The sequence below is a fragment of the Streptomyces sp. NPDC017979 genome (assembly GCF_044328175.1).
GTDB lineage: Bacteria > Actinomycetota > Actinomycetes > Streptomycetales > Streptomycetaceae > Streptomyces.
Genome location: NZ_JBIRGU010000005.1, coordinates 40,418 through 56,242, shown reverse-complemented (window position 1 = coordinate 56,242; position 15,825 = coordinate 40,418). Strand labels below are relative to the sequence as shown.

The 15,825-nt window shown below is 73.7% G+C and carries 12 protein-coding genes and 1 pseudogene; 6 read left to right on the top strand and 7 right to left on the bottom strand.

Features of this window, described 5'->3' with window-relative positions:
* Positions 1-62 precede the first annotated feature (62 nt).
* The 5 genes from ACH4E8_RS15850 to ACH4E8_RS15830 all read left to right on the top strand — a co-directional run bounded on the left by ACH4E8_RS15850 (position 63) and on the right by ACH4E8_RS15830 (position 6,218).
* Entirely contained in the window at positions 63-728 is a 666-nt protein-coding gene (locus tag ACH4E8_RS15850; RefSeq protein WP_398448426.1) for a hypothetical protein, read from the top strand.
* Positions 729-870: 142 nt separating this feature from the next.
* On the top strand, positions 871-1,548 hold the full coding sequence (locus ACH4E8_RS15845) for a PadR family transcriptional regulator (RefSeq protein WP_398448424.1): 678 nt from the start codon (positions 871-873) through the stop codon (positions 1,546-1,548).
* A 294-nt stretch (positions 1,549-1,842) separates the two neighbouring features.
* The gene (locus ACH4E8_RS15840; RefSeq protein ID WP_398448422.1) at positions 1,843-2,631 is read left to right on the top strand and encodes an ABC transporter ATP-binding protein; all 789 of its coding nucleotides are present in this window, start codon (positions 1,843-1,845) and stop codon (positions 2,629-2,631) included.
* Complete coding sequence (locus ACH4E8_RS15835; RefSeq protein ID WP_398448420.1) at positions 2,628-5,474, top strand: FtsX-like permease family protein; 2,847 nt, start codon at positions 2,628-2,630, stop codon at positions 5,472-5,474. Before ACH4E8_RS15840 ends, ACH4E8_RS15835 begins: the two co-directional genes overlap by 4 nt.
* 207 nt (positions 5,475-5,681) lie before the next feature.
* Positions 5,682-6,218, top strand: a complete 537-nt coding sequence (locus tag ACH4E8_RS15830; protein ID WP_398448418.1) for a bacterial proteasome activator family protein — start codon at positions 5,682-5,684, stop codon at positions 6,216-6,218.
* Positions 6,219-6,455: 237 nt separating this feature from the next.
* On the opposite strand, the gene ACH4E8_RS15825 is transcribed toward ACH4E8_RS15830, so the two are convergent.
* On the bottom strand, positions 6,456-7,436 hold the full coding sequence (locus ACH4E8_RS15825; protein WP_398448416.1) for an NAD(P)H-quinone oxidoreductase: 981 nt from the start codon (positions 7,434-7,436) through the stop codon (positions 6,456-6,458).
* Positions 7,437-7,532: 96 nt separating this feature from the next.
* Positions 7,533-8,201: pseudogene (locus tag ACH4E8_RS15820) on the bottom strand (potassium channel family protein); the annotation flags it as partial.
* A gap of 87 nt (positions 8,202-8,288) precedes the next feature.
* Here ACH4E8_RS15820 and ACH4E8_RS15815 point away from each other — a divergent pair.
* Entirely contained in the window at positions 8,289-9,398 is a 1,110-nt protein-coding gene (locus tag ACH4E8_RS15815; RefSeq protein WP_398448414.1) for a potassium channel family protein, read from the top strand.
* Between the two features lie 99 nt (positions 9,399-9,497).
* On the opposite strand, the gene ACH4E8_RS15810 is transcribed toward ACH4E8_RS15815, so the two are convergent.
* The 5 genes from ACH4E8_RS15810 to pdhA all read right to left on the bottom strand — a co-directional run bounded on the left by ACH4E8_RS15810 (position 9,498) and on the right by pdhA (position 15,722).
* Positions 9,498-10,979, bottom strand: a complete 1,482-nt coding sequence (locus ACH4E8_RS15810) for a molybdopterin molybdotransferase MoeA (RefSeq protein WP_398448412.1) — start codon at positions 10,977-10,979, stop codon at positions 9,498-9,500.
* Complete coding sequence (locus ACH4E8_RS15805; RefSeq protein WP_398448410.1) at positions 10,976-11,974, bottom strand: NTP transferase domain-containing protein; 999 nt, start codon at positions 11,972-11,974, stop codon at positions 10,976-10,978. Before ACH4E8_RS15805 ends, ACH4E8_RS15810 begins: the two co-directional genes overlap by 4 nt.
* A 136-nt stretch (positions 11,975-12,110) precedes the next feature.
* Complete coding sequence (locus ACH4E8_RS15800; RefSeq protein WP_398448408.1) at positions 12,111-13,541, bottom strand: dihydrolipoamide acetyltransferase family protein; 1,431 nt, start codon at positions 13,539-13,541, stop codon at positions 12,111-12,113.
* A 1-nt stretch (position 13,542) separates the two neighbouring features.
* The gene (locus ACH4E8_RS15795) at positions 13,543-14,571 is read right to left on the bottom strand and encodes an alpha-ketoacid dehydrogenase subunit beta (protein WP_398448406.1); all 1,029 of its coding nucleotides are present in this window, start codon (positions 14,569-14,571) and stop codon (positions 13,543-13,545) included.
* Complete coding sequence (pdhA, locus tag ACH4E8_RS15790; RefSeq protein WP_398449197.1) at positions 14,568-15,722, bottom strand: pyruvate dehydrogenase (acetyl-transferring) E1 component subunit alpha; 1,155 nt, start codon at positions 15,720-15,722, stop codon at positions 14,568-14,570. The genes ACH4E8_RS15795 and pdhA overlap by 4 nt, the downstream gene beginning before the upstream one ends.
* Positions 15,723-15,825 lie beyond the last annotated feature (103 nt).

Here is a 15,825-nt window from a genome sequence, read left to right as displayed (position 1 = left end):
GAGTCCGTGATCACGGCCGTCCGCCGCCACCGCGCGGCCCGCACGGGAGGGGCTTCACCCCGGTGATTCCCACACTCCGCAAGCGTTGCGCGATCACCGTCGGCTCGCTGCTGGTGCTGGCCTCCCCGCTCGCCCACGCGAACGACCTCGGGCCCGGCGCTGCGGCCCCCGGGAGCCCGCCCGCCGCCGTGCCGGCCGCGGCCACCGCGCCCGCTCCCGACCCCACGGCCTCCTTCGCGGGGCGGCTCGCGGGCGAGGGGCGCCCCCGGCCGGGTCGGCCTCCGCGCCCCGCGGACCCCGACCCGTTCCAGCCGGCCGCACCGCAGCCCGTCGAGCCGGAGCCCGTCGAGCCGTGGGCGCCGGACCGTACCGCCGGCGCGGGGACGGAGGGGGGTGCGGACCGGGACGCGGACGGAGGCGGTGACGCGTCCGTGTCACAGTCCCGTCCCAGTGACCCGGACGCCGCCGCGGACGCCCCGGACGAGGAGGCGTACGGCGACGGCGCGGCCGAACGGGAGCCGAACGCCGACCCGGACGCACGGTCGGACCCCGGCGCCGACCCGCGGCCCGAACTGACCGCCAACGCGCCCACCGCCGCCCGCCAACGGCCCGCCCAGCCCGTGGGCACCGCGGCCGAACAGCAGGTTTCCCCCGTCTCCTTGGGCGTGGGCATGGCCCTGATGGGGCTCGGCATCGGCTTCCTCGGCGTGCGCCTGAGGCGGCGCTGAGCGCTGCGGGATCCCTCGGACGAGGGGCCCGGCGCCGCGCGCTCCCCCGTACGTACTCCGTCCCTCCCCCTTGAGTCGGACGTCCAACGTCCGTCTGGCGGCGGTTGGCCGAGCAGCTCCATACCGGGTATACATACTCAGTATGTCGATCCGCCACGGGCTGCTTGCCCTGCTAGAACACGGGCCTCGGTACGGGTCTCAGCTCCGTACGGAGTTCGAGGCGCGTACGGGGGCGACCTGGCCGTTGAACGTCGGCCAGGTGTACACCACGCTCAACCGCCTCGAACGCGACGGCATGGTCACCCAGGACGGCGCGGACGAAGCGGGCCACGACCTGTACGTCATCACCGACACGGGGCGCCGTGAGCTGATGAGCTGGTTCGAGGCGCCGGTGGACCGCACCAGTCCGCCGCGCGACGAGCTGTCCATCAAGCTGGCGATGGCGATCGGGGCGCCCGGTGTCGACATCCGCGCGGTGATCCAGGCCCAGCGCCACCACACCGTGAAGGCCATGCAGGACTACACCCGCCTCAAGGCGCAGGCGCTGGCCGCGCTGGAGGGCGGGGGGTCCGGTCGGGAGCGGAACGACGTGGCCTGGCTCCTGGTCCTGGAGCAGTTGATCTTCCAGACCGAAGCCGAGGCGCGCTGGCTCGACCACTGCGAGTCCCGGCTGATCCGGCTCTCCGCCACGGCCGATCGGAGAGCGCACGCACCCGCCCAGGCCACCGCGCCCGTCCAGGCCACCGGCCGCTCCGAAGTCGGCTCGTCTTCCCAGACCACCGGCCCCGCCGGGCCCACCGGCCGCGCCCGCCGCGGCTGACCGCACCACACCCGCACCACCCGCACGCACGCACCACCTGCACGCACCACCTGCACTACCTGCACCACCCGCACGCACGACCCGCACCACCTGCGCCACCCGCACCACCGACCGTCCCGTCCCACCCGGACCTCGGCCCCTCGCCCCGGTCCGTCCCGCCAGCGGCCCCGACCGTCCCGCCAGGCCGTACGGAACACCCGTACCGCCCGCTCGGACCGGAACCTTCCCCGTTCCCGCCGAACACGCGCCGGGCCAGCCGCTCAGAACCGTCCGCTCAAGGGGGATACCCAACCCATGTCCCAAACCAGCCCTCAGCAGTCACAACAGCCACAGGAGTCACAGCCGTCCCAGGGCTCACCGAGTCCGGTGCTCCAGCTCCAGCAGTTGGCCCGGGTGCACGGCAGCGGGGCCACCGAGGTGCACGCGCTGCGCGGCATCAACCTCGACGTCTTCCCCGGTGAACTCGTCGCCGTGATGGGCCCGTCCGGCTCCGGCAAGTCCACGCTGCTGACCATCGCGGGCGGGCTCGACATGCCCAGCTCGGGCCGGGTCATCGTCGAGGGCACGGACATCACCACCGCCAACCGCAAGACGCTCGCCGCGCTGCGCCGCCGCAGCATCGGCTACGTCTTCCAGGACTACAACCTCATCCCGGCGCTGACCGCCGCGGAGAACATCTCCCTGCCGCGCGAGCTGGACGGCGTCTCCGCCCGCAAGGCCAAGGTGGAAGCGCTGGCCGCGCTGGCGGAGATGGAGCTCGACCACCTCGCCGACCGGTTCCCGGACGAGATGTCCGGCGGCCAGCAGCAGCGGGTGGCGATAGCCCGCGCGCTGGTCGGCGACCGGCGACTGGTGCTCGCCGACGAGCCGACCGGCGCGCTGGACTCCGAGACCGGCGAGTCCGTGCTCGCGCTGCTGCGGGCCCGCTGCAACGCGGGTGCCGCCGGCGTCCTCGTCACCCACGAGCCGCGCTTCGCGGCCTGGGCGGACCGGGTCGTCTTCCTGCGGGACGGCGCGGTCGTCGACCAGACCGTGCGCTCCGAGGCCGACTCCCTCCTCACCGGCCAGGCGGCCGAGCTGTGAAGACCTGGCTCCACTCCTGGCGGGCCGCCCTGCGGATCGCCCGCCGCGACGCCTGGCGCGCCAAGGGACGCAGCTTCCTCGTCCTCGCCATGATCGCCCTGCCCATCATGGGCGTGAGCGCTGCCGACCTGACCCTGCGCAGCGCCGAACTCTCCACCACGGAGAAGATGGCGCGCCAACTCGGCGCCGCCGACGCCGTCCTCAGCGACCCCAGCATGGGCGGCGTGCCGATCCTGCAGGATCCTGCGGGCGACATGTACGACACGGTCGAGAACTTCGAGAACAAGCCCTGGCCGGACGGCAAGGGCGATGTCACCAAGGGCCTGCCCGCAGGGGCGAAGACCCTGACGGACACCGTGGGCCGGGCGAAGGTCAACACCGAGCACGGTCTGATGAACACCGAGGTCCGCGAGCTGAAGACGGCGGACCCGATGGCGAAGGGGATCGCAGCCCTGGAGAAGGGCCGGTTCCCGGAGCGCGCCGAGGAAGTCGCCGCCACCACCTCCTTCCTGAAGAAGAGCGGCCTCTCCGTCGGCGACAAGCTCACGATGCGCAACTTCGACCGGGAGTACCGGATCGTCGGTGCGTACGAGCTGCCCAGCGCGCTGAAGACGGACCAGGTCAACGCGCTCCCCGGCGCCCTGCTCGGGCCGCTCAACAAGGCGCTGGAGAAGGCCGACCTGCCCGAGAGCCACCTGGACACGACCTATCTGGTCGCCGTCAAGGGCGGTTTCACGTGGAACATGGTCAAGGAGGCCAACGCCAAGGGCGTCCTGGTCGAGTCCCGCCAGGTGGCCATGGACCCGCCGGCCCGCTCGGACGTCCCGTACTACAAGAAGTCCCCGTACGCCTCGTACGAGTCGAGCCGTGGCGCGGACGCCGCGGCGCTGGCGGCGATCGCCACCGTCGTCGGCCTCGCCCTGCTGGAGATCTGTCTGCTGGCCGGCCCCGCCTTCGCGGTCGGCGCCCGGCGCTCGCGCCGTCAGCTCGGCCTCGTCGGCGCCAACGGCGGTGCCCGCAGCCACATCCGGGCCATCGTGCTCGCCGGCGGTCTGGTGATCGGTGCGGCCGCCGCCGTGGTCGGCACCGTGGCCGGCACCATCCTCGCCGTGCTGCTCCAGCCGGTGCTGGAAGGCCAGATGGGCGAGCGGTTCGGCAGCTTCGACGTACGGCCGCTGGAGCTGCTGGGCATCGCGCTGCTGGCGGTGTTCACGGGCACGATGGCCGCGCTCGTCCCCGCCGTCACCGCCTCCCGCCAGTCCGTGCTGACCTCGCTCACCGGGCGCCGCGGCGTCCGCAAGACGGGCCGCGTGCTGCCGGTCCTCGGGCTGATCGGGGTGGCCCTCGGCACCGCGGTCGCACTCGCGGGCTCGCTGCTGTTCGACAGCTTCGCCATCGTCGGCCTCGGCGCCGGCGTCGCCGAGCTGGGCGTGGTCGCGCTGACCCCGGCGCTGGTCGGGCTGTTCGGCCGGCTCGGTCGGTTCCTGCCGCTGTCGCCGCGGCTCGCCCTGCGGGACGCGGTGCGCAACCGGGGGCGCACGGCCCCGGCGGTGGCCGCGGTGCTCGCCGCGGTCGCCGGCACGGTCGCCGTCGCCACGTACACCGCGAGCAGCGACGCCCAGCAGCGCGCCCGGTACACGCCCACGATGCCGAGCGGTGTGATCGCCGTCGTGGACGAGGAGAACCCGCGGGACGTGCCCGCGATCCGCGACGCCGCGCACCGCGGGTTCCCGGTGGACGTCCGGGCCGACCTGTCCCGGATCGCGGTCGGCAAGGACCGCTGCACCCAGTACGGCGGCGAGGACGGCTGCGGCCGGTACGAGATCGTCGTCCCCAAGGCCAACCAGTGCCCGCTGCACGCCACCGGTCCGAACAACGAGGACCCGGCGTCCAAGTTCACGGTCGCCGAGCGGCGCAAGCTCGCCAAGGACTGGCGCTGCGACCTGGGCAACGGCTCCTTCTACGGCACCGACGTCGTCGTGGCCGACGAGAAGCTGCTGACGGTGCTCGGGATCAAGGACGAGGCGACGGTGAAGGCCCTCAAGGAGGGCAGGGTCGTGTCGTTCGAGAAGCAGAACATCGACTCCGCCGGCAAGCTCGCCCTCCGGATCATCACCGACTCGAAGGCCGCCGACAAGGCGTACGAGGCGGGCAAGGAGCCTCCGGGCGAGATCAAGTCCTTCGCCGTCCACCAGGCGCCCGAGTCGGTGAACAGCTACGGCATCACGACGGTGCTGCCGCCCTCGGCCGTGAGCGCCGCCGGCCTCAAGGCCGTCCCGTTCGGCACCTACTTCTCGACCGACCGGCTGCCCACCAGCAAGGAGGAGCAGGGCGTCGACGACGCGCTGTCCAAGATCGGCACGGACATCGCCCTGCACATCGAGAAGGGGTACGAGTCCGAGGCCAACATCGTCCTGCTGGCGCTGGCCGTCTTCGCCGGGCTGATCACCATCGGTGCCGCGGGCATCGCCACCGGCCTCGCCCAGGCGGATGCCGAGGCGGACCTGAAGACGCTGTCGGCCGTGGGCGCCCCGCCGCGGGTGCGCCGTACGCTCAGCGGGTTCCAGTGCGGGGTGGTGTCCACGATGGGCGTGGTCCTGGGGTCGGCGGCGGGCGTGCTGCCGGCGATCGGGCTGCTGCTCACCGAGCGCCGCGACGAGATGAAGTGGTACCAGCAGGCGCTGGACTCCGGTTACTCCCCGGGTCCGGAGCCCTACATCCCGCTCGTCCTGCCGTGGGGGACCCTGGGCGCGCTGATCATCGCGGTCCCGCTGGGCGCCGCGCTGCTGGCGGCCCTGCTGACCCGCTCGCGCGGTGCGCTGGCCCGTCGCGAGGCGTCGTGACCCGGGTCGTGGCGCCGCGGCGTCCGACCGGTGGCGCCGCGGGCCGGTAGCGCCGGAGCCCGGTAGCGCCGGTCGCACCGGGCCGGCACCGCAGCGGAGATCGACCACCAGCGGTTTTGTGCCCGGGGCCGTGCCCCCGTACGGGAGTGATCACTCCCGTACGGGGGCACGCCGCGTATTGACGCGTCCGTGCGAGAGAATGGCGGCATGGAAATGCCGAGGAATGAAAGCTCGCAGGAGAATCCCCACGTTCTCGTCGTGGGGCAGGACGGCATGGCTCTCGGCGGGGGCAGCGGCGACGACGAGTCGCGCGAGATCCCGGTGACGGAGATGGTCGAGCAGCCGGCCAAGGTCATGCGTATCGGCAGCATGATCAAGCAGCTGCTGGAGGAGGTCCGCGCCGCTCCTCTCGACGAGGCGAGCCGGGTCCGCCTCAAGGAGATCCACGCCAGCTCCGTGAAGGAGCTGGAGGACGGGCTCGCGCCGGAGCTGGTGGAGGAGCTGGAGCGGCTCTCGCTGCCCTTCACGGACGAGGCGGTCCCCTCGGAAGCCGAGCTGCGCATCGCCCAGGCCCAGCTCGTGGGCTGGCTGGAAGGGCTGTTCCACGGCATCCAGACCGCGCTGTTCGCCCAGCAGATGGCGGCCCGCGCGCAGTTGGAGCAGATGCGCCGCGCCCTGCCGCCCGGCGCCTCCCACGAGGACCAGCCGGCCGGCGGCGCGCTGCGCTCCGGCCCGTACCTGTAGCCCGTAGCCGTAGGAAGCCCGTACGCACGCATGGGCCGTACGTATCCGTCGGCCCGTACGCACGCGTGGGCCGTACGCGCTCGTCGCGGCTCGCGTTCGTAGGCCGTACGCGCTTTGAGGACCGCGCACGTCCCTGCGGGCCCGCCGGATGCACCGGACGGGCCCGCAGCGGCTTTTCTCGGGTCCTCCTTCGGACTCCTCGGCCCCGTCGGCCTTCTACCGCCGGGGGCACGGATCTCACTCCACGGTGAGGAGGACCTTGCCCACGGGAGTGCCGGACTCCAGTGCCTGGTGCGCCAGCGAGGCGTCCTTCAGCGGGAAGGTCCGGTCGATCACCGGTCGCACCCGGCCCGCTTCGACCAGGGGCCACACGTGCTCCCGCACCGCCGCGACGATCGCCGTCTTCTCCGCGAGCGGACGCCCCCGCAGCGACGTCGCCGTCACGGCCGCCCGCTTCCCCAGCAGCGTCGCGAGGTTCAACTCGCCCTTGACGCCGCCCTGGAGCCCGATGACCGACAGCCGTCCGTTCACCGCGAGCGCCCGCACGTTGCGGTCCAGGTACTTGGCGCCGACGATGTCGAGGATCACGTCGGCGCCGTCCCCGTCCGTCGCCTTCCGCAGCTCCTCCACGAAGTCCTGCTGCCGGTAGTCGATCAGGACGTCCGCGCCCAGTTCCGCGCAGCGCGCCAGCTTCTGCGGGCTGCCGGCGGTGACGGCGACCTTCGCCCCGACGGCCTTCGCCAGTTGGATGGCCATCGTGCCGATCCCGCTCGCGCCGCCGTGGATCAGCACCGTCTCACCCGGGCGGAGGTGGGAGATCATGAACAGGTTGGACCAAACGGTCGCGGTGACCTCCGGCAGCGCCGCGGCGTCCCGCAGCGACAGCCCCTCCGGCACGGGCAGGAGCTGGCCCGTGGGCACCACCACCCGTTCCGCGTAACCGCCGCCGGCCAACAGGGCGCACACCGGACTGCCCACCTCCCAGCCGCCGACCCCGGGCCCCAACGCCGCGATGCGCCCCGAACACTCCAGGCCCGGGTACTGGCTGGCGCCGGGCGGCGGGTCGTAGTGGCCCTGCCGCTGGAGCAGGTCGGCCCGGTTCACGGCGCTCGCCGCGACGTCGACGAGGACCTCGCCCGGTCCCGGCTCCGGGTCCGGCACGGTGGTCCAGGTGAGTACGTCCGGCCCACCCGGCTGCGGAATCGTGATTGCCTTCATGACCTCAACGTATCGAGCGCCGGCCGAGCGCAGCGGACCCCGTGCCGGGCCGCCCGCCCGTCGTCGGAGCGGCGGGCCGCGCCGTCGGGCACGCCGTCACACGCCGTCGGAAGCGCCTTCGCTCGCCCGGACGATCGTGATCAGGCGGTCCGTGAGCTGCAACGGGCTCGCCGCCGGATCGTCGTACCCGATCAGCCGGTGCCCCCTCAGCACGCTCACCACCAGGTCGTCGGTGTCCCGGACGTTCCGCCCCACCTCGGCCTTTATCACCGGGCGTTCCACCAGGTCGAGCCCGCTGCCCTGCTGGATCAGGTCCTCCATCACCGCGCCCGCGCTGGGGCTGAGGACCGACAGGCCGAGCAGCCGTCCCGCCGCGCTCGCGCTGGTGATCACCGCGTCCGCGCCGGACTGGCGCAGCAGCGGGGCGTTCTCCTCCTCCCGCACGGCGGCGACGATCTTCGCCTCCGGGTTGAGCTGTCGCGCCGTCAGGGTGACCAGCACCGCCGTGTCGTCGCGCTGGGTCGCGATCACGATCTGTCGCGCCTTCTGCACCTCGGCCCGCATCAGCACGCCGCTGCGCGTCGCGTCGCCGACCACCCCGGCGAACCCCTCGCCGCCTGCCGCGTCGATGACCTTGCCGCTGGGGTCGATGACGACGATCTGCTCCTTCGGCAGCCCGGTCGCCGTCAACGTGTGGATCGCGGAACGGCCCTTAGTGCCGAAGCCGACGATGATCGTGTGGTCGCGCAAGCCAAGCCTCCAACGGTCGGATCCGGCGAGACTTACCCGGAGAGATCCGGGACCATGGTCACCCATGTCCCGCGACGAGGCCAACGCCACAGGAGAGACCCGATGAAGGACGACGACCATCCCCCTTCCACGGCGGGAAAGATCTCGATCCTGCGCTCCGTCTGGGCCCGCTCCCGCAAGGAGGCGAGGGACGACGCCGAAGCCGGCCGCTCCATCACCATGCCGGCGCAGTCCGTCGTGCCGCCGCTCCAGCAGGTGCTGCGCCGGCTCGCGATGGCCCTGCTGGTGCTGGCCGTCACCACCCTGCTGGTCTGGCTCGACCGCGACGGCTACAACGACAACGCCGACGGCAAGGTCGACTTCCTGGACGCCGCGTACTACACCACGGTCACCCTCTCGACGACCGGCTACGGCGACATCGCCCCGGTCAGCGACGCGGCCCGGCTGACGAACATCTTCATCATCACGCCGCTGCGCGTGGTGTTCCTGATCATCCTGGTCGGCACCACCCTGGAAGTCCTCACCGAGCGCACCCGCCAGCAGGTCCGGGTGCACCGCTGGCGGGCCCGGATGCAGGACCACGTGGTGGTCGTGGGCTACGGCACCAAGGGGCGGCACGCCATCAAGACGCTGGTCGGCCAGGGCATTCCCAAGGAGAAGATCGTCGTGGTCGACCCGCAGCAGAAGTCGGTCGACGCGGCGAGCATCGACGGCCTGGTCGCCGTCCAGGGCGACGCCACCCGCTCCCGTACGCTCCTCAAGGCCGAACTCCAGTCGGCCGCCCGGGTCATCATCGCCCCGCAGCGGGACGACACCGCGACCCTGGTCACCCTCACCGCCCGGCAGCTCAACCGCCGCGCCACCATCGTCGTCGCCGTGCGGGAGGACGAGAACGTCCCGCTGCTCAAGCAGAGCGGGGCGGACACCGTGGTCACCAGCTCCAGCTCAGCCGGTCGGCTGCTCGGCGTCTCCACGGCCAGTCCGCACGTCGCGGACACGCTGGAGGACCTGATGAGCCACGGCACCGGGCTGAGCCTCGCGGAGCGGTCCGTCGGCAAGGACGAGGTCGGCAAGTCGCCGCGCGAGTGCGTGGACCTCGTCGTGGCCGTCGTGCGGCGGAAGAAGATGATGGACTACGCGGACCCGGAGGTCGCCGCCCTCCAGTTCGGCGATCGACTGATCACCATCAGCCGGGAGCAGACCGAGTACTGAGCCCGATCGCCCGGGGACCGAACCGGGTCACCGGGCCGGATCACTGGGCCGGATCACCGGGCTCGGTCACTGAGGGTGTTTCACGTGAAACACCCTCACTCAGCAAGGGCTCCACGGCAGGTCCAGCACCTCCAGTTCGTCCCCCGGCCGGGCACCGCCCGGGGGTACGACCGCGAGCCCGTCGGCCGCCGCCACGCCGCGGAGCATCGCCGGACCGCTGAAGCGCAGCGGCACCAGGAGTTCGTCGTGGTGCACGATCGGCACGAGCCGGGTGTCGTGCGGGTGGCCGGGGACCTCGTCCCGTACGGGTGCGGTGTACGGATCGGGTTCCGGCAGGCCGGCGAGCCCGCGGAGCATCGGCCCGGCGAGCGTGAGCAGCCCGGAGACCGCCGCGAGGGGGTTGCCCGGCAGCCCCACCAGATGGCGGGCGCCGCCCTTGCCCTTTGGCGGCAACTCAGCGAGGAGCATCGGGTGTCCCGGCCGTACGGCGACGGAGTCCACCAGCAGTTCGGCGCCGGCCCGCGCCAGCACCTGGTGGACGTGGTCGACCGGGCCGGCCGCGGTGCCGCCTGTGGTGAGCAGCAGATCCGCCTTGGAGCCGGTCACGGCGCGGTGCAGCGCACCGGCGTCGTCCCCGAGCCGACGGGTGGCGATGACCTCGGCTCCGACGAGCCGGAGCCACGGCGCGAGCAGCGGCCCGAGGGCGTCCCGGATCAGCCCGTCGTGCGGCAGCCCTTCGCCGAGGAGTTCGTCGCCGAGGACCAGCACCTCGACGCGGGGGCGGGAGACCACGGCCACCTCGTCGTAGCCGGCCGCCGCGGCGAGCCCCAGCACGACGGGCGTCACCACGGTCCCGACGGGCAGCAGCCGGTCGCCGGAGCGGCACTCCTGGCCGCGCGGCCTGATGTCCTGCCCGGGCACGACGCGCCGGTCGGCGGAGAGTTGGCGCTGGTCGGGGTCGGTCCGGGCGTGCTCGCTGCGGAGCACCGCGGTGGTCTCGGGCGGGATCCGGGCGCCGGTGGCGATGCGTACGGCCGCACCGTCGGGGAGCGCGGGGGCGTCACCGAGCCCGGCGAGTACGGGGGCTTCCCGGTCGACGGTCCAGGGGCCCGGCCCGGCGACGGCCCAGCCGTCCATCGCGGAGGTGTCGAAGGACGGCAGGTCGCAGAGCGCCGTGAGCTCCTCGGCCAGCACCAGTCCGACGGCCTGCGCCAACGGCACCCGTCGCATGCCGTCGACACCGGTGGGGCCCTCGGCCGGCGAAGAGCCGGTCGTACGGCGGGCTCCCGCCTCTCGGCCGGTGCGCGCGGCGCGCCGGCGCGCCTGCGGCCAGGGCATCGCCGGGCGGGACTGCCGCCCGGCCGCCTCCGGGCCCGGTCGCCCGCCCCGCTCGGGGTCCCGGTGGGGCGTCTGCGGCCCGCGCGCCTGCCGGCCGACCAGCGCGAGGGCTTCCTCAACGCCGTCGTCGACGGCGTCGTCGATGCCGTGGCCGATGCCGCCGTTGACGCCGTCCTTGACTCCGTCGGACTCCCTGTACGGCCCCCGCCCGTGCTTCGTGCCCTCCCCGCCGGACGCGCTCATCCCTCGTCGGCCCGTTCGCCGTCGGCGGCCTCTTCGGCCTCCGCCGCCCAGCGCAGGGCGAGCGCGGTGGCCTTGCGGGTGGCTTCCGCCACTGCCTCGGGGCCGCCCCCGCCTGCCGACGACGCCGCCGCGGCGTACCCGACCAGGAAGGTGGTGAGCGGTGCGGCGGGGCGGGCGACGCCGTGTGCGGCGTCCCGCGCCAGGTCCAGCAGGGCCTTGGTGTCGACGTCGAGCTCGATGCCGAGTTCGTCCTTGACTGCGGTGATCCATTCGTCCAGCACGTTGCCATGCTCCCTGATCAGGGACCTGGCCGCGGTGATGTCCGCCCAGGTGTCGCAGTCGAAGGACGCCAGCGGGTCGGCTCCGGTCCTGGCCAGGTCCAACTCGTGGGTGAGCAGCCGAAGCGGCAGCCCGGCCAGTGTGCCGTACTCGGTGGCGAGCAGGGCGAGCTCGCGGCGGAGCGGTTCCGGCCGGTAGGCGGCCACCAGCGGTTGGTCCCGCCCGTCGGCGTCGACCAGCAGCACGCCCTCGCGCCCGCTCCGGTCGAGGGCGGCCACCAGCCCCCGTACGGTAGCCCCGCCGAGGAACGGCAGGTCGGCGGAGAGCACCAGCACGACGTCCGGCTCGGGCCCGGGCACGGGAGCGGGCCCCTGCGCGAGTCGGCGCATCCCGGCGTCGAGTGCGGCGAGCGGGCCGCCGCCCGGCGGGTCCTCCCGGGCCCAGAGCACGGGCCGCGCGGTGGGCCGACGCCCGCCGACGACCACGGTGCGGACGGCGCCCCGGCAGGCGCCGAGCACCCGGTCGAGCAGGGGGCGCCCGCCCACGCTCAACGCGGGCTTGTCCGCCCCGCCGAGCCGTCGCGCACCTCCGCCGGCCAGGACGACGACGTCGTGGCCGGTGACGTCATGGCCGGTGGCGTCGTGGCTGGTGACGTCATGGCCGGTGGCGGGGGGCGACTCGGGATCGCCGGGGGTCGCGGTCGTGCCCGCGGTCATGCCGTGAGTCCTGCGGTCATGCCATGAGTATGGTTCCGCTCGCTCTCCGCGCGGGGCCCGCCCCGGCCCCGGCCGCCGTCGGGTCGTGGGCGGGGCCCGGCCGCCGTGCGCCGTCGGAACGTGCGCACGGCCGCCGTCACAGCGTGCGCAGCAGCACCGCGGGGTGTTCCACGCAGTCGGCGACGTAGCGCAGGAAGCCGCCGGCCGTGCCGCCGTCACAGACCCGGTGGTCGAAGGTGAGGGAGAGCTGGACGACCTGACGGACGGCCAACTCGCCCTGGTGCACCCACGGCTTGGGGACGATCCGGCCGACGCCGAGCATGGCCGCCTCCGGGTGGTTGATGATCGGGGTGGACCCGTCGACGCCGAACACCCCGTAGTTGTTCAGGGTGAAGGTGCCGCCCGTCAGCTCGGCGGGCGTCAGCGCCGAGCGCCGCGCCGCCTCCGTCAGCCGGGCGAACTCCTCGGTCAGCGACTCGACCGACCGGGCGTGGGCGTCGCGAATCACGGGCACGACCAGCCCGCGTTCGGTCTGCGCGGCGAAGCCGAGGTGCACCGAGGGGAGCCGCACTATCTCCCGGGCGGCCGTGTCGACCGTGGAGTTCAGCTCCGGATGGCGGGCGAGCGCGGCCGTGCAGATCCGGGCGAGCAGGGCGATCAGGGAGACCTTCGGGCCTCCCGCGGCGTTCATCGCGGCCCGCGCGGCCATCAGCTCCGTCGCGTCCGCGTCGACCCAGCAGGTGGCGTCGGGGATCTCCGTACGGCTGCGGGACAGCTTGTCGGCCACGGCCCCGCGCACCCCGCGCAGCGGCACGCGCTCTCCCACCGGCCCGGAAGCAGCGGCCGTCGGCACGGGCCGGGCTTCCGTGGCGGCGGCCTGCACCGCGTGCTCCACGTCGGAGCGCATGATCAGCCCGTCCGGACCGGAGCCCGTCATCCGTTGGAGGTCGAGGCCGTTCTCCCTGGCCAGCCGACGCACCAGCGGGGAGATCACCGGCACCGGACCGGCCTGCGCGGTCTGCATGGTCTGCATGCTCGGCACGGCCTGTGCGGTCTGCGCCGAAGCAGCGGGGCCGGCAGCCGACGCCGCCGCGGAATCGGGCCTGACCCTACGACGCCGGGCCACGGGCGCCCCCGTCCCGTACCCGACGAGCACATTGCCGGACGACGACTCCCCAGCAGGCTTCGCGGCCGACTCCCCGGACTTACCGGGTGCCTTCTCGGCGCCCTCGACCGTCCCGGCCGTTCCAGCAGTCCCGGCCGGTTCGGCTGCTTCCGCCGCCGCCGGTGCCGGAGCCGCGCCGGCCGTGCCGTCGGCCGCCGCACCCACCGCGACCGTCAGCAGAGGCGCTCCCACGGGCAGTTCCGTGCCCTCCTCGCCGAAGCGCGCGGTGACCACGCCCCCGTAGGGACAGGGCACCTCCACCATCGCCTTGGCCGTCTCCACCTCGACCACGGGCTGGTCGACGGCGACCACGTCGCCCACGGAGACCAGCCAGCGCACGATCTCCGCCTCCGTCAGCCCCTCCCCGAGATCGGGCAGCCTGAATTCCAGCACCTGGGCCATGTCAGCTCTCCGCCTCCCACTGCAACCGCGCCACCGCGTCCAGCACCCGGTCCACTCCGGGCAGATGGTGCCGCTCCAGCATGGGCGGTGGATACGGGATGTCGAAACCGGCCACCCGCAGCACCGGCGCCTCCAGGTGGTGGAAGCAGCGCTCGGTGACCCGCGCCGCGATCTCCCCGCCCGGGCCGCCGAAGCCCGTGGACTCGTGGACGACGACCGCGCGACCGGTGCGCCGGACGGACGCGCAGACCGTCTCGTCGTCGAACGGCACCAGGGTCCGCAGATCGACCACCTCCAGGTCCCAGCCCTCCTCGACCGCGGCCTCCGCCGCCTCCAGGCACACCGGGACCGAAGGTCCGTACGTGATCAGGCTGGCGCTGCGCCCCGGGCGGCGGACCACGGCCCGGCCGAGCGGCTCGACCGGCGCCGGCGACTGCGGCGACCAGGTGGACTTCGACCAGTACAACCGCTTGGGCTCCAGGAACACCACCGGGTCGTCCGACGCGATGGACGCCCTGAGCAGCCCGTACGCGTCCGCCACCGTGGCGGGGGTGACCACGTGCAGCCCGGGGGTGGCCATGTAGTACGCCTCGGAGGAGTCGCTGTGGTGCTCGACGCCGCCGATCCCGCCGCCGTAGGGCACGCGGACCGTGATGGGCAGCGGCATCGCCCCGCGCGTGCGGTTGCGCATCCGGGCGACGTGGCTGACCAACTGCTCGAAGGCCGGGTAGGCGAAGGCGTCGAACTGCATCTCGACCACCGGCCGCAGCCCGTACATCGCCATGCCCACGGCGGTGCCGAGGATGCCGGCCTCGGCGAGCGGGGTGTCCGTGCAGCGGTCGTCGCCGAACTCCGCGGCGAGTCCGTCGGTGACGCGGAAGACGCCGCCGAGCGTGCCGACGTCCTCGCCGAGCACGTGCACCGAGGGGTCCTCGGCCATGGCGTCCCGCATGGCGCGCTGGAGGGCCTGCGCCATGGTGGCCGGCTTCACCGCGGACGTCCGCCCGGCCGGGCCGGTCGCCGTCGTCATCGCGCGCTCCCCCCGTCGGCGTCGGCCGCCTCGGCGGCCAGCTCGGCGCGCAGCCGGGCTTCCTGCTCGCGCAGTTGGCCGGTGGGCTCCGCGAAGACGTCGGCGAACAGGTCCGCCGGGTCGAGCGCCGGATCGGCGTTCATGTGCTGCCGCAGCCGGGCCGCCATCTCCTCGGCCTCGTCGGCCACGGCCCGCCGGCGCTCGTCGTCCAGCAGGCCGCGGTCGGTCAGCTCCCGCTCCATCAGCAGGATCGGGTCGTGGTCCCGCCAGGGGTCGATCTCGTCGGCGGCGCGGTAACGCGTGGCGTCGTCCGCGTTCGTGTGGGCTTCGACGCGGTAGGTCACCGCCTCGATCAGGGTCGGCCCTTCGCCGGCGCGGGCGCGCGCCACGGCCTGGGCGAGGACCTGGTGCACCGCGGGCGCGTCGTTGCCGTCGACGAGGCGGCCGGGCATGCCGTACCCCACGGCCTTGTGGGCCAGGGAGGGGGCGGCGGTCTGCTTGGCGAGCGGCACGGAGATGGCGAAGCCGTTGTTCTGCACGAGGAAGACGACGGGGGCGCGCCAGACCGCGGCGAAGTTCAGCGCCTCGTGGAAGTCGCCCTCGCTGGTGCCGCCGTCGCCGACCATGGCGAGGGCCACCACGTCGTCGCCCTTGAGGCGGGCCGCGTGCGCCAGGCCCACCGCGTGCGGGAGTTGGGTGGCGAGGGGGGTGCACAGGGGGGCGATGCGGTGTTCGTAGGGGTCGTAGCCGGTGTGCCAGTCGCCGCGCAGGAGGGTGAGCGCCTGCACGGGGTCCAGCCCGCGGGCCACGGCGGCGAGGGTGTCCCGATAGCTGGGGAAGAGCCAGTCCCGTTCCTCCAGCACCAGGGCGGCGGCGACCTCGCACGCCTCCTGGCCGGTGCTGGACGGGTAGACGGCGAGGCGGCCCTGCTTGGTGAGGGCGGTCGCCTGGACGTTGTACCTCCGACCGCGGACGAGCTGCGCGTACAGCGTCAGCAGCAGCTCGGGGTCGGCGTCGGCCGCCGCGTCCGTGCCGAGCACCCGCAAGGGCTCGGGGTCGGGGAGCAGGGGCGCTGGGTCGGTGCGCGGCTTCCAGGCCGGGGGCGGGGTGGGCCGGTAGGCGGGGGAGTCGGGCAGCTCCTGCACGGTCATGCTGCTGCTCTTGCGCAACGCGAACACCTCCTCGTGGGAGCGACGAAGGAAGCGGCCGGCTGTGGTCCGCCTCACCTACCGATTGTTCGGTCGTCGGCGCATT